Genomic DNA, 23,313 nt, shown 5'->3' on the forward strand with positions numbered 1-23,313 from the left:
TTAACATCATGTTAAGAGGTTTGAAATGTCAGTTTGATAACCTGTCCAATGCTGAATGACAATTCAGTATGATAAAATTTAAAATATTCTAAAAACAAACTCTCGAATAAAAGAGAAATGTTTGGAGGTAAAGAAATGTCCAACATGACAAACGGTCTTCAAAAAAACCTTAAGACAAGACATATTTCAATGATCTCCATTGCCGGGGTCATTGGGGCAGGGCTATTTGTTGGTAGTGGTGCTGTCATTCATTCTGCAGGGCCTGGATCGATTCTTTCCTATTCATTTGCCGGACTTCTGGTCATCTTTATTATGAGAATGCTTGGAGAAATGGCATGTGCCTATCCGACAAGCGGCTCTTTCTCACAATATGCGAGCGACGCCATCGGCCCGTGGGCCGGGTTTACAATCGGCTGGCTTTACTGGTTTTTCTGGGTCATCGTCATCGCCATCGAAGCCATTGCTGGTGCTGCCATTATTCAATATTGGTATGGAGATGCACCTGTTTGGCTCACAAGTCTTATCCTCACAATCCTCTTAACTTTGACAAATATCTTTTCTGTTAAATCTTTTGGCGAATTTGAATATTGGTTTTCATTGATTAAAGTCGTCAGCATTATTCTATTCCTACTCATTGGTTTTGCATTTATCTTTGGTTTTGGCGGTCATCATACTGCAGGTCTTGCTAATTTAACGGGGAATGGCGGTTTCCTTCCAAACGGATTCGGCTCTGTGCTCCTCGGGATTGTCGTAGTCATCTTTTCATTCATGGGAACCGAGATTGTGGCAATTGCCGCAGGTGAATCAGCAGACCCTGTCAAATCTGTGACAACAGCTACCCGTTCAGTTGTATGGCGTATTATTGTGTTCTACGTCGGGTCGATCGCTGTCGTTGTCACGTTACTCCCATGGAATTCAGCGAATATTTTAACAAGTCCGTTCGTTGCAGTATTAGAATACATCGGTGTCCCATCAGCCGCTCAAGTCATGAACGTCATTGTTTTAACAGCCGTTCTTTCTTGTTTAAACTCCGGCCTATACACAACGTCCAGAATGCTTTATTCATTAGCAGAAAGAGGCGAAGCACCAAAACGTTTTATGAAAATCAGCAAACGCGGTGTCCCTGTAGCAGCGACAGTCGCAGGAACCTTCTTTTCCTATATTGCCGTCATGATGAACTACTTTTACCCTGAAACCATCTTTCTATTTCTAGTCAATGCCTCTGGTGCCATTGCACTTCTTGTCTACTTGGTCATTGCCGTCTCACAATTAAGAATGCGTCGTAAAATTGAAAAAGAAAATCCAGAACAACTCAAAATCAAAATGTGGCTGTTCCCATACCTTACGTACTTTACCATTTTGGTCATCTGCGCCATCTTGGCCTCTATGCTGTTTATCGAATCGATGAGACCTCAGCTCATACTGACAAGCATCATTACCATCAGTGTACTAGCCGCCTACTTCATCTTTAAACCAAACAAAAAAGTGCCTGCAAGTGCAGCGCTTGAAAATAAACACCCTTAATTCTCCCGCTGAAAAGCGGTTTTTTTTATTTTATTCACCTATTTGAATGTCCGCACTTATAATGTATCAAATTGATTTTAAGTGAGGATTAGTCAACATGAACCTAGAAAAGTTTGTTGACGAGCTGCCAATTCCAGAAGTCGCAGAGCCCGTCAAAAAAAACCCAAGACAAACGTATTATGAAATCGCTATGGAGGAGGTGTTCCTAAAAGTTCATAGAGATCTGCCCCCAACCAAGCTATGGACCTATAATGGCAGTTTGCCGGGTCCAACCATTAAAGCGAATCGAAATGAAAAGGTCAAAGTGAAATGGATGAACAAATTGCCGCTGAAACACTTCCTGCCTGTCGATCATACCATTCACGCTGGACACCATGATGAACCCGAAGTCAAAACAGTCGTTCACCTGCATGGGGGCGTGACACCTGCAAGCAGTGACGGTTATCCAGAGGCTTGGTTTTCGCGAGACTTTGAAGCGACCGGCCCCTTCTTTGAACGAGAGGTTTACGAATACCCTAATCACCAGCAAGCATGCACATTGTGGTATCACGATCATGCCATGGCATTAACACGATTAAATGTATACGCCGGATTAGCTGGCTTTTATTTGATCTCAGATGCATTTGAAAAATCGCTCGAATTACCAAAAGATGAATATGATATCCCTTTAATGATCATGGACCGGACGTTTCAGGAGGATGGCGCACTGTTTTACCCAAGTAGACCAAATAACACACCAGAAGATAGTGACCTTCCAGATCCCTCTATCGTGCCATTTTTTTGCGGGGAAACGATTTTAGTCAATGGAAAAGTATGGCCGTATTTAGAAGTAGAGCCGCGAAAATATCGTTTTCGTATCTTAAACGCGTCCAATACAAGAACTTACGAGCTTCATCTAGATAACGACGCCACAATCTTACAAATTGGATCTGATGGCGGCTTTTTGCCAAGACCTGTTCATCACCAATCTTTTAGCATTGCACCTGCTGAACGTTTTGATGTCATCATCGACTTCTCAGCTTACGAAAACAAAACGATTGTTTTAAAAAATACGGCAGGCTGCGGTCAGGATGTCAATCCAGAAACAGATGCGAACATTATGCAATTTAAAGTCACTCGTCCGCTCAAAGGAAGAGCAGCTAAAACATTACGTCCGATCTTCAAACCACTGCCACCGCTCCGGCCGAGCCGAGCTGATAACGAGCGAACGCTGACCCTTACTGGCACACAAGATAAATATGGGCGCCCGATTTTATTACTAGATAACCAGTTTTGGAATGATCCTGTCACAGAAAATCCTCGACTTGGCAGTGTAGAGGTGTGGAACATCGTCAATCCAACAAGAGGTACACACCCTATTCATTTACATCTTGTTCAATTTCGAGTGATTGATAGAAGACCATTCGATACAGACATCTATCAATCGACAGGTGAAATCGTGTACACAGGACCAAATGAAGCGCCTCCTTTGCATGAACAAGGCTACAAAGATACGATTCAGGCGCATGCCGGTGAAGTCATTCGCATCATCGCTCGGTTTGTCCCATATAGCGGACGATATGTGTGGCATTGTCACATTTTAGAACACGAGGATTATGACATGATGCGGCCGATGGATATCATTTAGTAAATATGAAACCTCCTCTCTCTTAATTGCGTAATATGAAAAGGGCTAACAGCTTTTATATATTAGCCCTCTATTTTCTTTTCAATCTCCATGAGAAAAAACGAACAATGTATCGCATGAATGGCATTTTTTTGAACATTCCACACTTAAAAAGTTGACGAAGTAAACCGATAATACTACTATATACCCATTACCTCTATCAAAAGGCACTTAAGAAACCAAGCACGAACAAATAGAAAATCGTCATAAAAAACGGAGGAGTTCAATTTGAATGAAGAAAAAGAGACTTGCCAGGTCAAGCAAGAAACAGTGGCAGGTAACAGGGAGAAGCTTTCAATTCATGAAAACGAGAGCATTCGATCAAACATTGAACAACTAACAATTGAACTCGGTGAACAAAAAGAATTCAATCACTTCATATTAGATGAAAAACAGAAGGCCATCAGCACATTATCGGCTCTCATTGCAAAAGGTGATTGTGATGAAGAGTTAAAAGCTCATTTTGTACAAGCATTACATATCGGGCTCTCTGTTATAGAGATTATGGAGATCATTAAGCACTGTACAAAGGTTGCAGGATTCCCTCATTCCATTAATGCCTTGTTTATTTTTCAAAACTTACTAGATGAAAACAATAAATAAGAGAAAACGAGAAGTCTTCTGTCCTCTCGTTTTTTTTATTTCCACTTACTTTACTCTCTTACGCTGATTCTGTCACAGTAGCAAAATATCAAAATATCGCTCATTTCCTTGCTTAAAAAGTGATGTTCATTTCACAAATCCGCATTTTTCACCGACACATCCCATGACAAAATAAAAAAACGTCCAGTTATATGAAATAACTGAACGCGCTCCTTTTACCGATTGACAGTGAAATTGTTAACAATCCCGCCTTCTTTCTCCCAAGCGGTTTCTACTGTTTTCTTCTTAATATCATATTCAAAAATGGTTCTGACCTTCGCCTTTCGTCCTGTGTCATCCTTTAATTCCTTTGCGTTCTTTGCAACACCTAAGAAATAAACAGATGTACCATCCGCAGAAAATTGCGGCTGGGCAGCACTTAAAATACGCACATCTTGGCTGTTTTTAACGAGTGTCTTCGTTTTTCCTGTATCTACATCCATCACCTTAATAGATGATACTTCTTTTTCATTTCGAACCTTCACTTCTGTATAAATGAGTTTTTTATGATCTGGCGAAAAAGAAATATCATTGATGGTTTGAGAAATACGTGCAATTCGCTTACCCTTCTCACCTGTTTGAAGGGTAATTTTCATGGTCGTTGGTTCAGGATCCATTCCTTTTTCATTTGCCTCATCCGTCTTTTTATAATCCTCTTTTAACGAATAATGCTGAATGGCCAACAGATTTGATGCTGGATCATAAGCAAAAGAACTCACCGTATCATCATCACTTTTTTCTGGATATAACACTTTCACTTTCTGTGTTTTCAAATCAAAAGACGCTACATAAAATTGCTCACCTGAATCCTTGTTATACCTTAGATATAACTGTTTTCCGTCACCAGAAAGTCTCATACTGTCGATTGAATCGTCACTCGTAAAGAGCGTTTTTTCTTTATCCGTTTTCACATTCAATTCCCGTATACTTACTTTTTGTGTGTCTTCATTTGTATACGTGTAGTATAAAAGCTGTTTCGCCTGATCATAAGCAATTGAAGGATATGCTGTCAGTTTCTCTGTATGAAGCGCCTTGTCATGCAAGTAATAAGTATTGTTTAACTTTTGATCCGTAAAAGAAACAAGCAATTCGTCTTTTGCATCTTGATTTGTTTTCACATTTCCTTCCTGTTTCGCCTCTTGCCCAGGCTTCATCATGAAGAAAATAACGGCCGCAATCACTGCGACTCCAATCACTGTGATGATCCACCATGTTGATTTTTTCATTGACTTTCAGACCCTCTCCACAAGAAAAGAAGCCAGAAAATGAACTTTTCCCGCTTCTTTGCATGCCTATGTATTAATAAGTGTAATGCCCTTTGACGACACCTTTACTTGTTGAATACCCAAGTGCTTTGAATGCTTTCGGACTTACGTCTAATACTGCGTTTGGCATTCTACCTACATCATATTTATATACTGTAATCACTTTATGTGGTTTCGCTTTTGTTGTCACTCTTAGTTTTGTACCTTTTTTCGGTACGTCAAATCCCATTTTTGTTGCTGCATCCCAATGACCGAGTTTTTTTCCATCTGCGCCTTTTTTACCGACACCATTATACCAAGTAATATTGCCGCTTACTTTTTTTGCACTTGCTCCATGTGAGAAACTAAACGCTAAAAATAAACTAGCTACTGTTACGATTGTCGCGATAAGCTTTTTATTCATTAAAAAATCCTCCGTATTTGGTTTCTGACCCTATTATACATGAAGATGCACCCAGTTATTTTACAGTCACATTACAATTCGAATACAAGTTGACCACTTAATGACCGATTTTGTTCATAAATTTCACCAAAAACAGCCAGAACATTGTCAGTAGATCCCTCCCTTTCGTTTTATATAATAGAAATGAATCAAATATAAGGAGGAATTTTCATGAAAAAGTGGTTCATCGTTTTGAGTGTAAGTTTGACCTTCGTATTGATGCTTTCAAGTATTCCTGCCTCTGCGGCTGGTCCTCGTCACGGCGCCATCGTGACACAAACGGATGAAGCCAAATGGTCAGGTATCACGGCTGATATTGTGCTGCCAAAAACAGCCACCATTAAAAATGGCTATGCCGACTGGTATCTTGGTCTCGGTTCTGCCGTTGTTGAAAGCGGGATTTCAAAAACAGCTTCTGGCTATAAGGTCTTCCTGGGCACCGGCTCCCAAGGCGGCAGTCAATATTGGAACAGTGAATACGATTCAAGTATTAAAGATGGTGCACGTGTCAACTTAAAGCTCATCAACAATGGTGATGGCACAGTGTCACTATACGTCAACGGGAAACTGCGTTATAAACAGCCTGTTTTCAACCCTAGCCGTCTGAAAAACCTTGATGTTGTCAAAATGGTACATGGCGTACAGGATAATGGAACAAACAGCTACTCGCAAGCAAGTTTCTCTAATGTACAGCTCCGTGCAAATACATCTGGAAGTGTCTATAAAAAATGGGACGGCACCGTCAAATCATCTCTTTTACGCAAAAATCTAGAATCTGGTGCTCCGGCTCCAAAATTCACGGTCATTTCGTCTATCCCACTTAGTACAACCCTTTCAGCACAATAAAACATGAGCACCCAACTTTGGGTGCTTTTGATTGTTCACAGCTTATCAACACTTCTCTTTTAATCAAAACATCAATTCGTGGTAACATAAGCATACATACTTTGAAGAACAAAGGAGAAAGAACGTGAGAAAAAGTCTACTTGTTTTCATGAGTCTTGTTGCAACCTTCTCTATCCTAGCAGCTTGCTCAAATACGGCAAAAGAAGAAAAAACAGAATCTACGGCACTTCCAACGATTAATGAACGCATTCAAAATGAAACGAAAGAGGTCATGGAGCAGTCTAAGCTCGTAAAAGACACAGCGATCACCGTTGATCAAAAGAAAAAAGTCATTTCCTTAAACGTGACGGCTTCATCTGAGACCAATAGTGATTACGCTGAAGTCATTGGTTTGAACTTTGCCAAAACACTAGCTATTGGTGCATCCACTGAAAAGGAAAACAACCTGCATAAACCGGAAAATGACAGCCTCGGCGCCCTCTACTCCTTTTATGACCTAAACATTACCGTGAAACAGGAAAACGGAAAAGTACTGGCAAAAGGAAAGAAAACAACAAATGAAACAAAGATTACCTGGGAGAGAGCCCAGTAATTGGACAAGAAAATCCTTTATGGATTTTCTTGTTTTTTTTAACAAAACTATTAACATTGTGAAAAGAATGCCGATGAGTAAGATTGTGTTGGTTCATAAGTACCAATAATTCTTATTTACATATCGGAGGAAAGTATCATGAAAAGAACAACAGAATTTGTTTTAGGCTTAATTGGAGGTATTTTTGGATTTTTCGGTGCAATGTTTGCACTTGCTTTTGGAGGACTAGATGCCGCATTTAATGAATCAGGTACGAGTCAATTCACGGGATTAGGCTGGTCAGCGATGCTTTTCTCTATTCTTGCGATTGTGGCATCTGTTATCGTGAAGAAAAAAGCAAAGCTTGGCGGGATTTTATTATTAGTTTCTGCTGTAGGCGGTATTATTTCTATTTTTGTGTTCTTTATCCTTCCAGCTGTATTAATCCTCATCGCAGGATGCATGGGTGTGTTTAGAAAAGAGCCTGTCAAAACAGTTCCTGCTGAATAACGTGGATATATAAAAGCTTGTAGAGGGTCGCTCTACAAGCTTATTTTATTGTATATTTTCATTTAAATCTTCTCTTATGATATCAATCAGCGTGTCAATATCCGAGTGAGCTCTAGATGCTAATCGTACCAGCAAATGATCGATATACTCATACAAATGACGATCTTTCAACATATACTTCCCATAATACGGAATGACAAAGAAATAGAGCAAATCAGCTACTTCTAGTGCAACGTCATCACCAACTTCATTCTTTAGCGCCTCCCCAACACATTGGATCAGCCAATTCAAATCTTCTTTCTTTTCAATCGGAACGTACATCAGCTGATGAATACGGTCCGTATCTCCCGTTTGTAAAATCTGCTCCGCTGCTCCCTTTGATAGAGCACCAATCTCTTTAGAAGATATATTAAGAACCGCGAATTCATTCTCTGATCTATCTTGATCCATTTGCAGCACGTTTTGGTCCATCTCGACTCACTCCCCGTTCTCAGATACTTTTATTATAAGGAATTCATCTGATTTTTTATGGAAATAGTGGATTTTTTTATGTAATTTTAAACAAAAAAAAGAACCTAATGATTTGATTCAATCTCAATTGGCATAAAAAAACCATTGCACTTTATTTCAATCTATCTCAATATATGTATGTTAGTAGATTGAAAGGGATGAGAGAAATGAAGATGAAACACCCGTGGATCAAAGGAATTATTGTCAGTGTGGTTCTCGTACTTGGGCTTGGAATCTTTCCTGTCCAGCTGCCCTTTTTACACATGACTCATGTGACACCAGTCGCAAAAGCAGCCGCACCGAAATACGTGACAACAGCGAATGTTCATCTTCGCAAGGGACCTGGAACAAAATATTCAGTGATATTGACCATTCCAAAAGGGAAAAGGATTCCTTATCTTAAAAAGAATGGTTCATGGATTCAAACAAAGTATAAAGGAAAAACGGGTTACGTCAGCTCTCAATATATCAAAAAAGCAGGCAAAAAGCTCACCAGCTTCATATGCTGCTCCTTCCACTAAAACGCCAGGTACGTATGTAAAAGGGATATTGGTTGTGAATAAGAAACATAGACTCCCGTCTTCATACAATTCCGGAGAAAACAAACAAGCGAGAAAAGCAGTAAACGCTATGATCGCGAAAGCAAAAAAAGCAAACATCCGACTCACCGCTTTTAGCACCTTCCGTTCATACGACCGTCAGCGTGTCTTGTACAACAATTACGTCGCCTCTCATGGCAAAAAACAAGCAGATCGATTTAGCGCAAGACCAGGCTATTCCGAACATCAAACCGGCCTTGCTTTTGATATCGGCGGTGCCAATTCAAAACATTGGGCTGAAGATTCTTTTGCCAATACGAAAGAAGCGAAATGGCTGGCCAAACACGCCCATGAATTTGGCTTTATCATCCGCTATCCGAAAGGTAAAGAAAAAGTGACAGGCTATCAATATGAACCATGGCACCTCAGATACCTCGGATCAAAAAATGCGAAAAAAGTGAAAAAGAGCGGCAAAACCCTTGAAGAATATTTGAACATAAAAGGATAACAACAAAAGCACTCTTTTTCTTCAGAGTGCTCTTTTCATATATTCTCTTCTCTCCTTTTCATCGCAGCCACCATTTCCACTTCACCCTCTGCTTCCAGCTGTTCAATAATGCGAGCATAATCTCTTTCATGGCGATTTTGGCTTAACTTAAAAGCAGCTTGAACTTCATTAATGATGATTTTGAAGCCCACAATCCCTTTCATTTGTTTCTCTAACAGTTCCTCAGATAACGTATCCCATAACACTGGCTGATCTCTATGACTTTCATATGTCTCCAGCATCGCTGTTAATTCCTTGACCAGTTCTGATTTTTCGAGCAGTGCAGCCTTTCCATATACATGTACAGCTTGATAATTCCACGTCGGTACGGCTTCTTTCTCATACCATGAAGAGGATATGTAAGCATGCGGCCCTTGAAAAATGACGAGCACCTTCTCGTTCTCTTCAAACGTTTTCCACTGAGGATTTCCAATCGCCATATGCCCTGAGATCACATACGAATCGCCAATTTGATGAAAACTCACTGGAATATGGGTCGCAATGGGCTTTTCATTCGTTGTCGTCACAACTGTAGCAAATGAATGTGATTGAATAAATGATTTGATTTTCTCCATATCTTTCACTTGAAAAAATGATGGTACATGCATGTTCCCTTCCCCCTTATTTAATTAGTAGCTTCTCTTTTTGCCTTTTTTCACATCTTCCCAATCTTTTTCGATATTCTTTCGCACCCTTAGAAGATACTCATAAATCTGTTCCGCTTCCTCTTCAGAAAATCCATCCAGCGCTACCCGATTTGAATGATCATGTTCTCGTTTGATCATTGGATAGACGGCTTTTCCTTTCTCAGTTGGAAACAGCTTCTTGATTTTCCTATTCACTGTGTCATCCTTTTTCTCAATAAAACCATGCAGCTCTAATTTTTGAATAGCCCGGGCCGCCGTTGTTCGGTCTACCTTGATCATCTCCGCTAGTTTTTCCTGAATGATGCCAGGCTCCTCACAAATACGCACAAGATACAAATACTGCCCCTTCGTTAAATCATACTCTTTAAATTCAATATTACTAATGGAATCAAGCGCCCGAGCAATCACGCCAATCTCCCGCAAAATTTCTCTCATTTATCACGCCTCTTTTTTATTGTATTTACATAAATTTTAAAAATTAGTATAGCTCATGAATATTGTATATGCAATAAAAAGCCCACTTCCTCTCTGGAAGTGGGTTCAACCTCTTATTTATCACGCCTCTTCGATCCAAACAATCCAAATACGACAGCCAGTGCAACTATAATCGCCACCCAAGTCGTAAAGCCCATATGATCACCGCTTTTCTTTTGAAAATCATCTCTTTATGTTAGATAAAACCAAAAAAATCACTGTCTCTTTAGTTAACGGATGTAAAGCGGTGAAAGTTTCAATTCATTTAACGCTCTTAACCAAAAAATAGACAAAACAAAAACCCCTATATTTCAAGGGGTTTTCGAGGGTGTTTACATCATTCCACCCATGCCGCCCATACCGCCCATATCCGGCATTCCGCCGCCTGAGCCGCCTTCTTCTGGTTTGTCAGCTACGACTGCTTCAGTTGTAAGAAGCATAGCTGCTACAGAAGCTGCGTTTTGAAGTGCAGAGCGAGTTACTTTTGTTGGGTCAACGATTCCTTTTTCGATCATGTTTACCCATTCGTTTGTTGCTGCGTTGAAGCCTACGCCAATTTCTTCGTTTTTCAAGCGCTCAACGATGACTGATCCTTCAAGACCTGCGTTGTGAGCGATTTGACGAATTGGCTCTTCAAGAGAACGTAGAACGATGTTCACACCTGTTTGAACGTCACCATCAGCTTCGATGGAAGCGACTTTGTTGTATACATTCACAAGTGCTGTACCACCACCGGATACGATACCTTCTTCAACTGCTGCACGAGTTGAGTTCAGTGCATCCTCGATGCGTAGTTTACGTTCTTTTAATTCTGTTTCAGTTGCAGCACCAACTTTGATGACAGCAACGCCGCCAGCTAGTTTTGCAAGGCGTTCTTGTAATTTTTCTTTATCGAATTCAGAAGTGGTTTCTTCTACTTGAGCACGGATTTGGTTCACGCGTGCTGCGATTTGAGCAGAATCTCCTGAGCCTTCTACGATCGTTGTGTTCTCTTTTGTGACAACCACTTTAGACGCACGGCCAAGCTGACCAATTTCAGTTGATTTCAGGTCAAGTCCTAGGTCTTCTGTGATTAATTCTCCGCCAGTTAGAACAGAGATGTCTTCAAGCATTGCTTTACGACGGTCACCGAATCCAGGTGCTTTTACTGCCACTGCGTTGAATGTTCCACGAAGTTTGTTCACAACAAGTGTTGCAAGTGCTTCGCCTTCTACATCTTCAGCAATGATCAATAATGGTTTTCCTTGTTGTACGACTTGCTCAAGTACAGGAAGGATTTCTTGAATGTTTGTGATCTTTTTATCAGTGATTAAGATGTAAGGATTTTCAAGAACCGCTTCCATCTTATCAGAATCAGTGACCATGTATGGTGAAGCATATCCACGGTCAAACTGCATTCCTTCAACCACTTCAAGCTCAGTTGTGAAACCTTTAGATTCTTCAATTGTGATGACGCCGTCGTTTCCTACACGCTCCATCGCTTCAGCAATTAGGCTACCGACTTCTTCATCTGCTGCAGAAATAGACGCAACTTGAGCAATTGATTCTTTACCTTCGATTGGTTTAGAAATCTCATGCAAGCCTTCAAGTGCTACTTTCACTGCTTCTTCGATTCCTTTACGAACGCCAACAGGGTTTGCACCAGCTGTTACGTTTTTAAGACCTTCACGGATCATCGCTTGAGCTAGAACCGTTGCAGTCGTAGTACCGTCACCAGCTACATCGTTTGTTTTGCTTGCAACTTCAGCCACAAGTTTTGCACCCATGTTTTCAAATGCATCTTCTAATTCGATTTCTTTTGCAATCGTTACACCATCATTTGTGATAAGTGGAGAACCGAATTTTTTCTCAAGAACCACGTTACGTCCTTTAGGTCCTAAAGTTACTTTTACAGCATCTGCAAGTGCATCTACACCACGTAACATTGCACGACGTGCTTCTTCACTGAACTTAATATCTTTTGCCATAATAACGAAACCTCCTCAGTCTTTTTAGAAATATATCTCAATCTTTGTTTATGTGATTAACCAATAACAGCTAAAATGTCGCTTTCACGAAGGATTAAATATTCTTTTCCTTCATATTTCACTTCAGTACCTGCATATTTTGAGAAGATAATGCGGTCGCCTGTGTTTACTTCTAACGCAACGCGCTCACCACTTTCAAGTACACGACCTGAACCTGCTGCAACAATTTTACCTTCTTGCGGTTTTTCTTTTGCAGAATCCGGTAAGACAATACCGCTAGCGGTTTTTTCCTCAGATTCAACGAGTTCAATGATTACGCGATCGCCTAATGGCTTTAACATAAGAAACAACCTCCTCAATTTTTATATGTAGTCTTTTTTAGCACTCATCACTAGCGAGTGCTAACACATTTATTATAATAAAGAATGTCTTCTGTAATTTCAAGTAAAAACCTTTAAAAATTTTTACGCTTTCATGATCTTTTTTTATCACCGATTCTTTCCTTTTCAACGAAAAAGAAGACTTGTGTTACAATAAATCTAGTTCTTTTAGTAAAGGGGTTTTCGTTACTTGAAAAAACAATATTGGTACATCATCTTAACGTATATATTGGTGCAGGTTTCTGCGTTTCCGTATGTGTTCATCATGAAGTGGTTAGGTTACATTCAGACACCGATGACACAAGCAGAGCTCTCCAAATTGTCAGGAACATGGACAATCATCAGCTTCTGTATTGGACTAATCATTATTCTGCTCATCCTTCGGACTGTACCAAAAGCTTCACTTCGAAATGAAGCACCGGCATCAGTCGGCGTGGCAATCGCTTGGATCATTGGCGGTTTCTTTCTTTCCCTCTTTGCACAATCCATTGCGGGGGCGATTGAACAATATGCATTTGGCATTAGCAGAGAATCCGAAAATACTCAAAACATTTTAGCCATTATGGATGCAGTTCCATGGCTTGTCATCGTCATCGCTCTGATTGGACCGATATTAGAAGAAATCATTTTTCGAAAAATCATTTTTGGTGTCGTTTATGAAAAAACGAATTTTTTCATTGGCGCACTTGTCAGTTCAGTGGTTTTTGCTGCTGTACACAATGATTTCCCACATATCTTGCTCTATACCGCAATGGGCTTTACCTTTGCCTTTTTATATGCGAAAACAAAACGAATCATTGTGCCAATCGGCGCACACATGCTGATGAACTCGCTCGTCATTCTTGTGCAGATTGAGCCAGTAAGAAAAATAATTGAAGAACAATCTCAAACAATGCAAATGATTATTGGAGGCTTTTTCTCATGAGAAACCCTGTCGTATGGGGCATTATTTATTTTGCCGTAGGTGTGGCGTTCACCTATATGGCCATTCAAAATCCAGGTGACATGTGGTCATTTTACAGCATTTTGCTGATGGTGTTTGCGGCCTATAATATTAATATCGCGTTAAAAATGTTTGCTTTTTCTGTCAAAATGAAAAAACAACAGCAAAAATAAAGCAGAAACCATTTTCCGTCGTTTGGAAAATGGTTTTTTTATGGAGGTCATGTTTTCATGGAACACGAAAAACTGAACATCATGAACAATCAGCATGAAACGATTGGTACAGCCGCTCGATCTGATATCCATGCTGAGGGCCTTTGGCATGAGACCTTTCATTTCTGGCTTTTAAAAAAGGAAGATGACACAGTGTTTCTCTATTTTCAGCTGAGGAGTCCCTCCAAAAAGGATTTCCCTTCTCTATTTGATATCACAGCAGCAGGCCACCTTCTCGCAGATGAACAGCCTTCTGATGGCATCAGAGAAGTCGAAGAAGAGCTTGGTCTCTCCATCTCGTTTGAGAACCTTACCTTTGCTGGTGTCATTAAAGATGAAATCCATATGCCATCGTTTACCGATCGTGAGTTTTGCCATGTGTATCTTTATATGGATCAAAAAGAGCACATGGATGTCCATCTACAGAAAGAAGAAGTTGCTGGACTTTATAGAGCAAGGCTGATGGATGCACAGCAGCTTTTAAATAGAGAATGCGAAAAAATGAACATCGAGGGCTTTGAAGTGGATGCAGACGGCAAGCGACGTGAGGAAAAGAGAGAGGTCCATGTACATGATTTTGTCCCGCATGAATCTGCCTATTATGAGCATCTCTTTCAAGCAATCAATCAATTTCTTTCACAATAGAAAAAGCATCGTGACCCCTATTTGGATCACGATGCTTTTTTATGAGACAACATCATTTTCTTTCTCCTCTGTCTCTGTTTGCTGCATTTTGCGATAGGTCACTCTTGAAATGACAATACTCACTTCATACAAAACGAGCATTGGCAAGGTAACCATGAGGTGAGAAACGAGCTCTGGCGGTGTAATCAGTGCGGCAATGACAAGGAGGACAAAATAGGCATACTTCCGTATTTTTGATAAAAACATCGGTGTAATGATACCCAGTCTAGTGAGAAACATCAACACGACAGGCATCTGAAACAAAAAGCCAAATGGAAGTGTTAACTGCATCAGAAATGTAAAATACTCATGAATCCCAATCACTTGCTCCACATGTAAATCATTTGACATCCGTATCATAAAATCGACGACAAATGGAAACAAAATAAAATAAGAGAAAGCCACACCGCTCAGAAATAAAAGCAGTGCAATCGGAATATAAGCAAGTGTCACCTTTCTTTCTTTTTCATATAAGCCAGGACTCACAAACGCCCAAAGCTGATATAAGATCACGGGACACGTCAAAACAAGAGCAATGACAAAAGCGAACTGCATAAACACGTACAGTGGATCTGTGAGCTTAAATGCGTTCAATGTCAGTGTGGCCGCTTCATCGGTATTTTGTAAATACACAATGACCGGCTTAGCGAGAAAAAAACCTGCCACCATAAAAGTGACAAAAAACATCGCAATGATCACTAAACGTTTTCGCAGTTCCACAATATGCTCCATAAGCGGCATATCTTTGACATTCATGAAGCTCATCCTATTCTACTGATCTTCTTTTTTCTTTTTTTCTTCCTGATCATCAGCTAAACCTTTTGTGGCATTTTTGAATTCACGTAATGTATCTCCTGCTGCTCTTCCTAATTCAGGAAGCTTTTTCGGCCCAAAAATAATGAGCGCAACAACCGCAATCAGAACCAAACTTCCAGGACCGATCGGACCCATTTGCTCCACCCCTTTACCCCTTTTCGTCAGTCCTCCTGTGTAACAGAATAATGCTTTAAGAAATACACAAGAGACTGAAGTTCAACCGCCAAATCTATATGATGAATTCGAATGTGTTCCGGCACATTCAATCGAGCCGGCGTAAAGTTAAGGATTCCTTTGATGCCAAGGGCAATCAAACGATCTGTAATGGATTGAGCTGCTACGGCAGGCACTGTCAAAATCGCAACAGGAATATCTCCTACCTCTTGCACATGCTCTTCAAGCTTATCCAAATCATAGACAGGCACGCCGCCTATCTCACTTCCTATTTTACTCTCATTGACGTCAAAAGCCATTGAAATTTTTGTATTATTATTTTTAATGAAATTATAGTGTAAAAAAGCAGTCCCTAAATTCCCGACACCGATGAGCATGACATTCGTCATTTCATCTTGGTCAAGGGTCTTTCTAAAGAAGGTCAAGAGGTAATCGACGTTATAGCCATACCCTTTCTTCCCAAGTGCACCAAAGTAAGAAAAATCTCGGCGAATGGTGGCAGAATCCACTTTGACTGCATCACTAAGCTCTGCCGATGACACCCTTTGTTTTCCTGATGCATGCAGATTTTTTAAAAAACGGTAGTAAAGCGGCAAACGTTTGGCTGTCGCTTGTGGAATTTTTGACTGGTCTATATTCATATAAGATCCTCCAACTTAAATATCAGATGCTCTGTGAAAATCACCGTTTTTCCCGCCTGTTTTTTCTACTAGATAGGTCGGGCCGATGATCATCCCTTTGTCTATTGCTTTGCACATGTCATAAACGGTCAGTGCACATACTGAGGCAGAAGTGAGCGCTTCCATCTCCACACCCGTACTTCCTTTTGTTTTCACCTGTACTTGTATGTTCAGAATGTACGCATTTCCGTCTTCCTCCCAATCAAAGGAGATATCGACACCTTTTAATGCAAGCGGATGGCACATTGGAATGATAGTAGATGTTTGCTTTGCTGCCATGATGCCAGCTACCTGTGCGACAGATAGTACATCCCCTTTTCCAATACCATGCTTTTGTATTTGATGAAATACTTCTTTTATCATACGAACGCTTGAAACAGCAACGGCAGTTCTCACTGTAGACGATTTGTCACTAATGTCGACCATCTTTGCTCTTCCTTGTTCGTTAAAGTGGCTAAATTGACTCATCTTTCAACGCTCCCTCACTCAAATCATACACTATTTTTTCCTATCTGTCTTTCATTTGACCATGGCAGCCGTATGTAAGATTTGCCGGTTTACTGCTGATAAGCTACACTTAACATATTATAGCAGAGGTGAAGTTACATGATGATTCTACAAGTGAATCAGCTGTCCAAATCGTTTGGCGCTGATACCGTTTTAACGAATATAAAATTGGAAGTCAAAGCGAGGGATCGTATTGCCATTGTCGGTCGTAACGGTGCAGGAAAATCCACGCTTTTAAAAATCATTGCCGGTCAAATGTCTTACGAACAAGGTGAGATCATCAAACCGAAAGACCTATCCATTGGATATCTAGCACAGCATACAGATGTGACGTCTACACGTACGCTAAAAGACGAACTACTATCCGTTTTCGATCATTTAAAAGAAATGGAACAAGAGATGAGAACCATAGAAGAGAAAATGGCTTCTTCCACAGGAACAGAATTAGATTCTCTAATGAAAACCTATGACAGACTGCAGCAAGCATTTAAAGATCAAGGCGGCTATCAATATGAAGCAGATGTCCGCTCCATTTTACACGGACTCGGCTTTAGTCATTTTGAAGATCATACAACCGTCCAATCCTTAAGCGGCGGTCAGAAAACCCGTCTAGCGCTTGGAAAGCTATTATTGATGAAACCAGAACTCTTGATTTTGGATGAGCCAACCAACCATCTAGATATTGATACCTTATCATGGCTTGAGCAGTATTTGCAAAATTATACAGGAGCCATTCTCATCGTTTCCCATGACCGGTACTTCTTAGACAAGGTCGTGAACCATGTATATGAAGTGTCAAGAACAGCGATGAAAAAGTTCGCTGGGAACTATAGTAAGTATCTTGACCAAAAAGCTGAGCAGCTAGAGCGTGATATGAAGCTGTATGAAAAACAACAAGAAGAAATTTCGAAGCTTCAAGATTTCGTGGATCGCAACTTAGCAAGAGCCTCCACCACAAAGCGTGCTCAAAGCAGGCGGAAACAGCTGGAACGGATGGATCGTTTAGATAAGCCGTTAGGAGATGAAAAATCCGCAAACTTCCATTTCGATATTATGAGGCAAAGCGGAAATGACGTGCTGAAGGTGCATGATCTCGATATTAGTTACGATGAAAAAACGCCGCTCCTCTCCTCCCTCTCTTTTCATATTAAACGGGAGGATAGCGTGGCACTCATCGGTCCTAATGGTATCGGGAAATCAACTCTTTTAAAAACCTTAACGGATACGTTAAAACCAGTAAAAGGCGATATCAGCTTTGGTTCTCATGTGACGATTGGCTACTATGATCAGGAACAAGCCAAGCTGACATCCTCCAAAAAAGTGTTAAATGAACTTTGGGATGATTATCCCCATATGACTGAAAAAGACATTCGGACTTGTTTAGGAAACTTCCTTTTTTCAGGTGATGACGTCTTAAAGCCTGTACATGCTTTAAGTGGTGGAGAAAAAGCACGACTTGCACTGGCAAAGCTGATGCTCCAAAAAGCCAATTTCCTCATTCTCGATGAACCGACGAACCATCTTGATTTAGACAGTAAGGAAATATTAGAGAATGCACTGATTGATTATCCAGGCACCATCTTGTTTGTTTCGCATGACCGTTACTTTATCAATCGCTTGGCAACAAAAGTACTTGAGCTTTCGCCAGATGAAACAAAAGAATACCTTGGTGACTACGACTACTATCTTGAAAAGAAAAACGAACAATTAGAGCTTGAAGCACTCCAAACTCAGGAGACGCATAAAAAACAAGCAGAAAAACCAGTAGAAACAGCAAAACTTTCCTATGCAGAAGAGAAAGAACTCAAAAAGAAAGAAAGACAAAAGCAGCGCCGAATTGAAGAAATTGAAGAGCGTATCGCTGTCATCGAAGACAAGCTCGGTGAAAACGAAGAGCTTCTATGTGATCCTGCTATTTTCCAAGATCACGAGAAAGTACAAGCCATTCAAACAGAAAATGATGCGCTCAATCAAGAGATGGAATCACTTTTTGCGGAATGGGAAGATCTATCAGATGCATAAAGAGTGCCCTAACGGGTGCTCTTTTTTTTAAGGTGAGAATCTTTATCCACAATGATACCCACAATAACATCTTGATTATTCTTAAATATTTTAAAGTTATCCACTTTATCCACAGTATTTTAATCACATATCCACATAAAAGATCACATTTATACACATTCTCTTCATTTTAAAACGAATTTTCTAACAATTGTGGATATATAACGTTTACATGTGAATAAATCGCTTTCATTTCAAGAGAAAAAACTCCTGTATATCCACAGGAGTTCCAAATTGTTGACAAAGGGATAAAATGAACTTTATTTTAGTCCTTTGTCTTCTTTTCAGCTCAGCGTGATAGAAAACTTTGAAGTCTAGGAAGGACGAGTACTGGCGCGGAGTGAATTTGATATTCGTGAGCACCAGCACGCAGGACTGACACTGAATGCGAGGGTTTGTCTACACGCTGAAACTCCTGTATATCCACAGGAGTTCTTATTCATAGGAAACAAGCGGCAGTCCAGGTTGACCGTTCATTGCCATGTCGCCTCTTATTCCCTTTTCAAATGCAATGGTTCCCGCAGCAGCAATCATGGCTGCATTGTCTGTACAAAGAGACAATGGCGGAATCATGACATTCACTTCAGGTAGCTTCGCAAATGCTGAAGTAAGGGCTTCTCTAAGACCTTTATTGGCAGCAACCCCGCCAGCTAGAACGACTTGTTTCACACCATACGCTTCAGCCGCTTTTAATGTCTTTCCGACTAGCACCTCAATCACGCTTTCTTGGAAACTTGCAGCCAAATCCTCAGGCGCAATGGTTTCGCCCTTTTGAGACGCATTGTGTAATGTGTTGATGACCGCTGATTTTAAACCGCTGAAACTAAAATGATAGGATCCTTCTTCAAGCCATGCACGAGGAAGCTTAATCGTTGGCTCCCCTTCATGTGCCAATCGATCAATGTGAGGTCCCCCTGGATATGGCAGACCCATTGTCCGAGCTACTTTGTCATACGCTTCTCCAGCCGCATCATCCAACGTTTCACCAATAACCTCAAAAGACCCATGCTCTTTCATCAAAACAAGCTCAGTATGCCCACCAGAGACGACTAGAGCTAAACAAGGAAACACCAGTTCACCAACGAGCTGGTTCGCATAAATGTGTCCAGCAATATGATGAACACCTACAAGCGGAATTTGATGTGCGAAACTCAGTGCTTTGGCTGCATTGACACCTATCAAAAGTGCACCAACTAAGCCTGGACCTTCTGTCACAGCAATGGCATCTAAATCCTGAAAGGTCATATTGGCCTGCGTCATGACTTCTTCTAATACGATCGTCATTTGTTCCACATGATGCCTTGAAGCGATTTCTGGTACCACGCCGCCAAATCGTTTATGGCTTTCTATTTGTGAGGCGACAACATTCGCTACGATCTCTTTCCCATTTTTCACAATGGACGCAGCTGTTTCGTCACAGCTTGTTTCTATACCTAATATGAATCGATCTTTTTTTTCACTCATTTATCTTCACCCACATGACTAATGCATCTTCCCCGTTATCCGTATAATAATTCTTTCGAATAGAAGCTGGTTTAAAACCTAGCTTTTCATAAAGGGATTGTGCTGGCGTATTTGATACCCGCACTTCTAGTGAAAGATGATCTGTCTTTTTTTCTTTGCAAAATTCCATGACATATCGAAGCAGCGCTTCCCCGTATCCTTTTCCCCGGTGCTCAGGGAGAATCGCAATATTCGTAATTTGTGCATCATCCATGACAATCCAAACGCCGCAATACCCAACAGGCTGACCATCTTCTTCAATGAGGAAATAATGGCTGTATTGGTTATGGAGAATTTCATAGACAAACGACTCTTTTTTCCAAGGCGCTGTAAATGAATGCACTTCAATCGTATATACCTCTGGGATGTCCTCTACTGTCATTCTTCGCATCTCTACTGTGTTGAGATTATTTTTGTCCTTCAAGCCATTTCACTTCCGCTTCTGCCAAACGAATATAATTAGGAACAAGCTGATGGACATCTTCAGCAGGGCGGTCTGCCCCCAAAAATGCGAGCACTGAAGGTCTTGGGTTGTGAAATGCCTCGTCTGCTAAAACGGCGGTTTCTCCAAGTATGGAGAGTATATTCTCTTGATGAAGATGCACATCATGTCCAAGAAATAAAACAGGGTTCCCTTCCTTTTTCAGCTCTTGAAGCCAATCAGTGAGCAGGATATTTTGATCTGGTTTCACTTCTTTTATCTTTCCACCTTCAAATGTATATAACCCTGTATAAACTTGTCCTCTTCTTGCATCAAATATAGGAGAAATCATTCCATCAAAATATCGAGCATTTGCCGCCAGCGTTTCTAAACTTGAAACAGCAGCTATCGGAATAGACAGCGTCCAAGCAAGTGTTTTTGCAATGGTCACACCGATTCTAACGCCAGTGTAAGAACCGGGCCCTTTGGCTACAACAATTTTGCTTAATTCGCTCGGTGCTACGCCGCATTCTTTCATCAGTGCTTCAACTGTCGGCATTGCACGTACTGAATGATTCTTCTTTAAGTACGTAATACTTTCCCCAACCACAGTGTCATCACGGATAAGAGCTATTCCGAGTGTATGGTTTGACGTATCAATTGCCAGTATGGTCAATGTTTTTCATCTCCTTACAAAGGGCCTCATAACGCTCCCCTTTTGCATAAAACGTGAGATGACGTTCTTCTTCACGTTCTGTTCTCAGCATTTCAATTTTTAAATACGATGAAGGCAATTGAGGTTCAATGAGATGTGCCCATTCAACCAAACACACACCTTCCCCCTCAAAATATTCGCCCAGTCCAATATCTTCTTCCGCATCTTCCATACGATACACATCCATATGATAAAGTGGCAGTCTGCCATCCGTATATTCTTTAATAATTGTAAAAGTAGGGCTGTTGACGATACGGGTAATACCTAAGCCTTCTGCAAAACCTTTTGAAAAAGTCGTTTTACCTGCACCTAAGTCTCCTTCTAATGTTAAGACATCGCCAGGCATCACAAGTGTAGCCAAGGCAGCAGCAATTCGTTTCGTCTCATCCGCACCTTTTGTTGTCCACGTTAACTTCATGGTGGAGTCACCTCATTTCTTAAAATGATTATATCCTTTTTTCATTAAAATTGTTTGTTGATCATGGTCTTTTAAAATAACGCTGGACGCTCGATCATCTTTGACTTGTCCAATACGCGTGACCTGAATGTGTTCTTTTTTACATTGCGTCTCAAATCGCTTCCAATCCGTTTCAGGGATCGTACCAGTTAAGACAAAATCCTCTCCACCGAACAAGACCCATTCAAGCCACTCTTTATGTAACAACGGTAGATGTGGATGTTTTGGGAGCTGATCAGCTTCAATTTCAATCGTCACACGACTGGCTTCCGCTATTTCGTTTAACTCACTCGCTAATCCGTCACTCACATCATTCAAGGTCACCCGGGGGAAGCTTGAACAAATAAGGCCAGCAGCAATATGCGGCTGCGGCATTTTGTGTCGCTCTAGAAAAAAAGCAGTGTCAATCGAATGTGCTGCATTTACTTCATTCATTAAAAGGGATAGCCCAGCAGCTGATGAACCTAGTTCACCTGTGACAAAGACAACGTCTCCTGTCTGAGCACTATGACGGTAACAGGCTGTTCCCTTTGGAATCTCACCAATGACCGTTACTGTGATGACAAAGTCACTGCGGGTGGCTACTGTATCTCCACCGATTAAATCCATATGATATGTGTCAGCCAATGCTTTCATTCCCTCGTAAAATGATGCGACAATTGCTTCATCCCCATGAGGCGGGATCGCGATTGATACAAGATAATACTTAGGGGTTCCTCCCATGGCTGCGATATCACTGATATTCACTGCCAGCGCTTTAAATCCAACCTCAAAGGGTGTGGAAAAATCAAATCGAAAATGGACATGCTCTACCATTGTATCAACACAAACGACCTCTTCACAATGTGAATGAGGTTGATAAACACTAGCATCATCACCGATGCCCATGACCAAAGAACGCTGATGCGTTTCTTTTGGTGTAATTCGGCGAATAAGATCAAATTCATCCATAAAAGACAGCCCCTTCATACAATCAACTGATTGAGCAAACATGATGTCAGACACAGTTAGTATTAGTGTAGCGAATATGAGCCTCGGTTCCAACTAAAAATGATATAAAGAAAGCCTGGTATAAAAAAACCAGGCGTTGTTTGTTGAAGTCATGATCTTTTCTTATCACATTTAGTGTAGCCAAACACAAGGAGTTTCATTGCATCTAGGATACTTATAGAAAGAAAAAGACATAAAAAAAAACGAAACTATACGTTTTCGTTTACAAGTTATAAAAATGGCGGTCCGGACGGGACTCGAACCCGCGACCTCCTGCGTGACAGGCAGGCATTCTAACCAACTGAACTACCGGACCATTTTGGCTGTACTCAATGAGTACTCCCTATTTAATAGGTAAAATAATTTGGTTGCGGGGGCAGGATTTGAACCTGCGACCTTCGGGTTATGAGCCCGACGAGCTACCGAACTGCTCCACCCCGCGACGATATAAAATAACAAGCTTGGCGGCGTCCTACTCTCACAGGGGGAAACCCCCAACTACCATCGGCGCTGAAGAGCTTAACTTCCGTGTTCGGTATGGGAACGGGTGTGACCTCTTCGCTATCGCCACCAAACCTGATGGAGAGAATGTTCTCTCAAAACTAGATAACAACGTTCAT

At 40.9% G+C, this 23,313-nt stretch carries 28 protein-coding genes, 2 tRNA genes and 1 rRNA gene; 12 read left to right on the forward strand and 19 right to left on the reverse strand.

Features of this window, described 5'->3' with window-relative positions; translation table 11 throughout:
* The first annotated feature begins 135 nt into the window (after positions 1–135).
* The 3 genes from gabP to KFQ09_RS06535 all read left to right on the forward strand — a co-directional run bounded on the left by gabP (position 136) and on the right by KFQ09_RS06535 (position 3,793).
* The gene (gabP, locus tag KFQ09_RS06525) at positions 136–1,524 is read left to right on the forward strand and encodes a GABA permease (RefSeq protein WP_017359846.1); all 1,389 of its coding nucleotides are present in this window, start codon (positions 136–138) and stop codon (positions 1,522–1,524) included.
* Between the two features lie 97 nt (positions 1,525–1,621).
* Positions 1,622–3,151 (forward strand): multicopper oxidase family protein, encoded by a 1,530-nt coding sequence (locus KFQ09_RS06530; RefSeq protein ID WP_017359847.1) that lies wholly within the window; start codon positions 1,622–1,624, stop codon positions 3,149–3,151.
* 267 nt (positions 3,152–3,418) lie between these two features.
* On the forward strand, positions 3,419–3,793 hold the full coding sequence (locus KFQ09_RS06535; RefSeq protein ID WP_007496965.1) for a carboxymuconolactone decarboxylase family protein: 375 nt from the start codon (positions 3,419–3,421) through the stop codon (positions 3,791–3,793).
* A 215-nt stretch (positions 3,794–4,008) separates the two neighbouring features.
* On the opposite strand, the gene KFQ09_RS06540 is transcribed toward KFQ09_RS06535, so the two are convergent.
* Both KFQ09_RS06540 and KFQ09_RS06545 read right to left on the reverse strand, forming a co-directional pair.
* On the reverse strand, positions 4,009–5,058 hold the full coding sequence (locus KFQ09_RS06540; RefSeq protein ID WP_052320937.1) for a hypothetical protein: 1,050 nt from the start codon (positions 5,056–5,058) through the stop codon (positions 4,009–4,011).
* 73 nt (positions 5,059–5,131) lie between these two features.
* The gene (locus KFQ09_RS06545; protein WP_008344356.1) at positions 5,132–5,500 is read right to left on the reverse strand and encodes an RlpA-like double-psi beta-barrel domain-containing protein; all 369 of its coding nucleotides are present in this window, start codon (positions 5,498–5,500) and stop codon (positions 5,132–5,134) included.
* 210 nt (positions 5,501–5,710) lie between these two features.
* Here KFQ09_RS06545 and KFQ09_RS06550 point away from each other — a divergent pair, with 210 nt between their 5' ends.
* The 3 genes from KFQ09_RS06550 (at position 5,711) to KFQ09_RS06560 (ending at position 7,466) form a co-directional block, all read left to right on the forward strand.
* Positions 5,711–6,385 (forward strand): hypothetical protein, encoded by a 675-nt coding sequence (locus KFQ09_RS06550; RefSeq protein WP_060832118.1) that lies wholly within the window; start codon positions 5,711–5,713, stop codon positions 6,383–6,385.
* Positions 6,386–6,509: 124 nt separating this feature from the next.
* Positions 6,510–6,977, forward strand: a complete 468-nt coding sequence (locus KFQ09_RS06555; protein WP_017366718.1) for a hypothetical protein — start codon at positions 6,510–6,512, stop codon at positions 6,975–6,977.
* A 138-nt stretch (positions 6,978–7,115) separates the two neighbouring features.
* The gene (locus KFQ09_RS06560) at positions 7,116–7,466 is read left to right on the forward strand and encodes a DUF4064 domain-containing protein (protein WP_017359851.1); all 351 of its coding nucleotides are present in this window, start codon (positions 7,116–7,118) and stop codon (positions 7,464–7,466) included.
* Positions 7,467–7,511: 45 nt separating this feature from the next.
* On the opposite strand, the gene KFQ09_RS06565 is transcribed toward KFQ09_RS06560, so the two are convergent.
* Positions 7,512–7,937, reverse strand: a complete 426-nt coding sequence (locus KFQ09_RS06565; RefSeq protein WP_017366716.1) for a hypothetical protein — start codon at positions 7,935–7,937, stop codon at positions 7,512–7,514.
* Between the two features lie 206 nt (positions 7,938–8,143).
* On the opposite strand from KFQ09_RS06565, the gene KFQ09_RS06570 reads away from it, so the two are divergent.
* Both KFQ09_RS06570 and KFQ09_RS06575 read left to right on the forward strand, forming a co-directional pair.
* Positions 8,144–8,497: an SH3 domain-containing protein gene (locus KFQ09_RS06570; RefSeq protein ID WP_255836133.1), complete on the forward strand. Its 354-nt coding sequence runs from the start codon at positions 8,144–8,146 to the stop codon at positions 8,495–8,497.
* Between the two features lie 34 nt (positions 8,498–8,531).
* Positions 8,532–9,023 (forward strand): M15 family metallopeptidase, encoded by a 492-nt coding sequence (locus KFQ09_RS06575; RefSeq protein WP_255836134.1) that lies wholly within the window; start codon positions 8,532–8,534, stop codon positions 9,021–9,023.
* Between the two features lie 35 nt (positions 9,024–9,058).
* Here the strand turns inward: KFQ09_RS06575 and KFQ09_RS06580 are convergent, their stop codons facing one another.
* The 4 genes from KFQ09_RS06580 to groES form a co-directional block, all read right to left on the reverse strand.
* Entirely contained in the window at positions 9,059–9,670 is a 612-nt protein-coding gene (locus tag KFQ09_RS06580; protein WP_255836135.1) for an FMN-binding negative transcriptional regulator, read from the reverse strand.
* A gap of 21 nt (positions 9,671–9,691) precedes the next feature.
* Positions 9,692–10,144, reverse strand: a complete 453-nt coding sequence (locus tag KFQ09_RS06585; RefSeq protein ID WP_008344363.1) for a MarR family winged helix-turn-helix transcriptional regulator — start codon at positions 10,142–10,144, stop codon at positions 9,692–9,694.
* Positions 10,145–10,515: 371 nt separating this feature from the next.
* Entirely contained in the window at positions 10,516–12,150 is a 1,635-nt protein-coding gene (groL, locus tag KFQ09_RS06590; RefSeq protein WP_007496015.1) for a chaperonin GroEL, read from the reverse strand.
* A gap of 56 nt (positions 12,151–12,206) precedes the next feature.
* Positions 12,207–12,491: a co-chaperone GroES gene (gene groES / locus KFQ09_RS06595; protein ID WP_003214120.1), complete on the reverse strand. Its 285-nt coding sequence runs from the start codon at positions 12,489–12,491 to the stop codon at positions 12,207–12,209.
* Between the two features lie 229 nt (positions 12,492–12,720).
* Between groES and KFQ09_RS06600 the strand changes: the two genes are divergently transcribed.
* Genes KFQ09_RS06600 through KFQ09_RS06610 form a run of 3 tightly spaced genes read left to right on the forward strand, consistent with a single transcriptional unit; the run spans position 12,721 to position 14,330 of the window.
* Positions 12,721–13,455 carry a CPBP family intramembrane glutamic endopeptidase gene (locus KFQ09_RS06600; protein ID WP_060832115.1) on the forward strand — a complete coding sequence of 245 codons (735 nt, stop codon included), beginning with the start codon at positions 12,721–12,723 and terminating at the stop codon, positions 13,453–13,455.
* The gene (locus KFQ09_RS06605) at positions 13,452–13,646 is read left to right on the forward strand and encodes a YdiK family protein (RefSeq protein ID WP_017366710.1); all 195 of its coding nucleotides are present in this window, start codon (positions 13,452–13,454) and stop codon (positions 13,644–13,646) included. Before KFQ09_RS06600 ends, KFQ09_RS06605 begins: the two co-directional genes overlap by 4 nt.
* Positions 13,647–13,703: 57 nt before the next feature.
* Positions 13,704–14,330, forward strand: a complete 627-nt coding sequence (locus KFQ09_RS06610; protein ID WP_035391502.1) for an NUDIX hydrolase — start codon at positions 13,704–13,706, stop codon at positions 14,328–14,330.
* Between the two features lie 39 nt (positions 14,331–14,369).
* Here the strand turns inward: KFQ09_RS06610 and tatC are convergent, their stop codons facing one another.
* The 4 genes from tatC to moaC are packed head-to-tail and all read right to left on the reverse strand — an operon-like array spanning position 14,370 to position 16,507.
* Positions 14,370–15,134 carry a twin-arginine translocase subunit TatC gene (gene tatC / locus KFQ09_RS06615; RefSeq protein ID WP_096881072.1) on the reverse strand — a complete coding sequence of 255 codons (765 nt, stop codon included), beginning with the start codon at positions 15,132–15,134 and terminating at the stop codon, positions 14,370–14,372.
* A 6-nt stretch (positions 15,135–15,140) separates the two neighbouring features.
* On the reverse strand, positions 15,141–15,320 hold the full coding sequence (locus KFQ09_RS06620) for a twin-arginine translocase TatA/TatE family subunit (protein ID WP_008344374.1): 180 nt from the start codon (positions 15,318–15,320) through the stop codon (positions 15,141–15,143).
* Between the two features lie 26 nt (positions 15,321–15,346).
* On the reverse strand, positions 15,347–16,000 hold the full coding sequence (locus KFQ09_RS06625) for a redox-sensing transcriptional repressor Rex (RefSeq protein ID WP_008355687.1): 654 nt from the start codon (positions 15,998–16,000) through the stop codon (positions 15,347–15,349).
* Between the two features lie 15 nt (positions 16,001–16,015).
* Positions 16,016–16,507, reverse strand: a complete 492-nt coding sequence (moaC, locus tag KFQ09_RS06630) for a cyclic pyranopterin monophosphate synthase MoaC (RefSeq protein WP_035391505.1) — start codon at positions 16,505–16,507, stop codon at positions 16,016–16,018.
* Positions 16,508–16,645: 138 nt separating this feature from the next.
* Here moaC and KFQ09_RS06635 point away from each other — a divergent pair, with 138 nt between their 5' ends.
* On the forward strand, positions 16,646–18,568 hold the full coding sequence (locus tag KFQ09_RS06635; RefSeq protein WP_008344379.1) for an ABC-F family ATP-binding cassette domain-containing protein: 1,923 nt from the start codon (positions 16,646–16,648) through the stop codon (positions 18,566–18,568).
* Positions 18,569–19,042: 474 nt separating this feature from the next.
* Here KFQ09_RS06635 and tsaD read toward each other — a convergent pair whose 3' ends face one another.
* The 8 genes from tsaD to rrf form a co-directional block, all read right to left on the reverse strand.
* Positions 19,043–20,071, reverse strand: a complete 1,029-nt coding sequence (tsaD, locus tag KFQ09_RS06640; RefSeq protein ID WP_017359857.1) for a tRNA (adenosine(37)-N6)-threonylcarbamoyltransferase complex transferase subunit TsaD — start codon at positions 20,069–20,071, stop codon at positions 19,043–19,045.
* Entirely contained in the window at positions 20,064–20,492 is a 429-nt protein-coding gene (rimI, locus tag KFQ09_RS06645; RefSeq protein WP_008344382.1) for a ribosomal protein S18-alanine N-acetyltransferase, read from the reverse strand. Before rimI ends, tsaD begins: the two co-directional genes overlap by 8 nt.
* A gap of 25 nt (positions 20,493–20,517) precedes the next feature.
* Positions 20,518–21,207, reverse strand: a complete 690-nt coding sequence (tsaB, locus tag KFQ09_RS06650) for a tRNA (adenosine(37)-N6)-threonylcarbamoyltransferase complex dimerization subunit type 1 TsaB (protein WP_035391507.1) — start codon at positions 21,205–21,207, stop codon at positions 20,518–20,520.
* Positions 21,188–21,664 (reverse strand): tRNA (adenosine(37)-N6)-threonylcarbamoyltransferase complex ATPase subunit type 1 TsaE, encoded by a 477-nt coding sequence (tsaE, locus tag KFQ09_RS06655; protein WP_017359859.1) that lies wholly within the window; start codon positions 21,662–21,664, stop codon positions 21,188–21,190. The genes tsaB and tsaE overlap by 20 nt, the downstream gene beginning before the upstream one ends.
* A gap of 12 nt (positions 21,665–21,676) precedes the next feature.
* The gene (gene thiL / locus KFQ09_RS06660) at positions 21,677–22,654 is read right to left on the reverse strand and encodes a thiamine-phosphate kinase (RefSeq protein ID WP_048002239.1); all 978 of its coding nucleotides are present in this window, start codon (positions 22,652–22,654) and stop codon (positions 21,677–21,679) included.
* A gap of 278 nt (positions 22,655–22,932) precedes the next feature.
* Positions 22,933–23,009, reverse strand: a tRNA-Asp gene (locus KFQ09_RS06665).
* Positions 23,010–23,058: 49 nt separating this feature from the next.
* Positions 23,059–23,135 (reverse strand) — tRNA-Met (locus KFQ09_RS06670).
* Positions 23,136–23,152: 17 nt separating this feature from the next.
* Positions 23,153–23,268 (reverse strand): 5S ribosomal RNA (gene rrf, locus KFQ09_RS06675).
* Positions 23,269–23,313 lie beyond the last annotated feature (45 nt).

Origin of the sequence: Bacillus sp. FS02, assembly GCF_024398395.1 — a bacterium.
Lineage (GTDB): Bacteria > Bacillota > Bacilli > Bacillales > Bacillaceae > Bacillus > Bacillus altitudinis.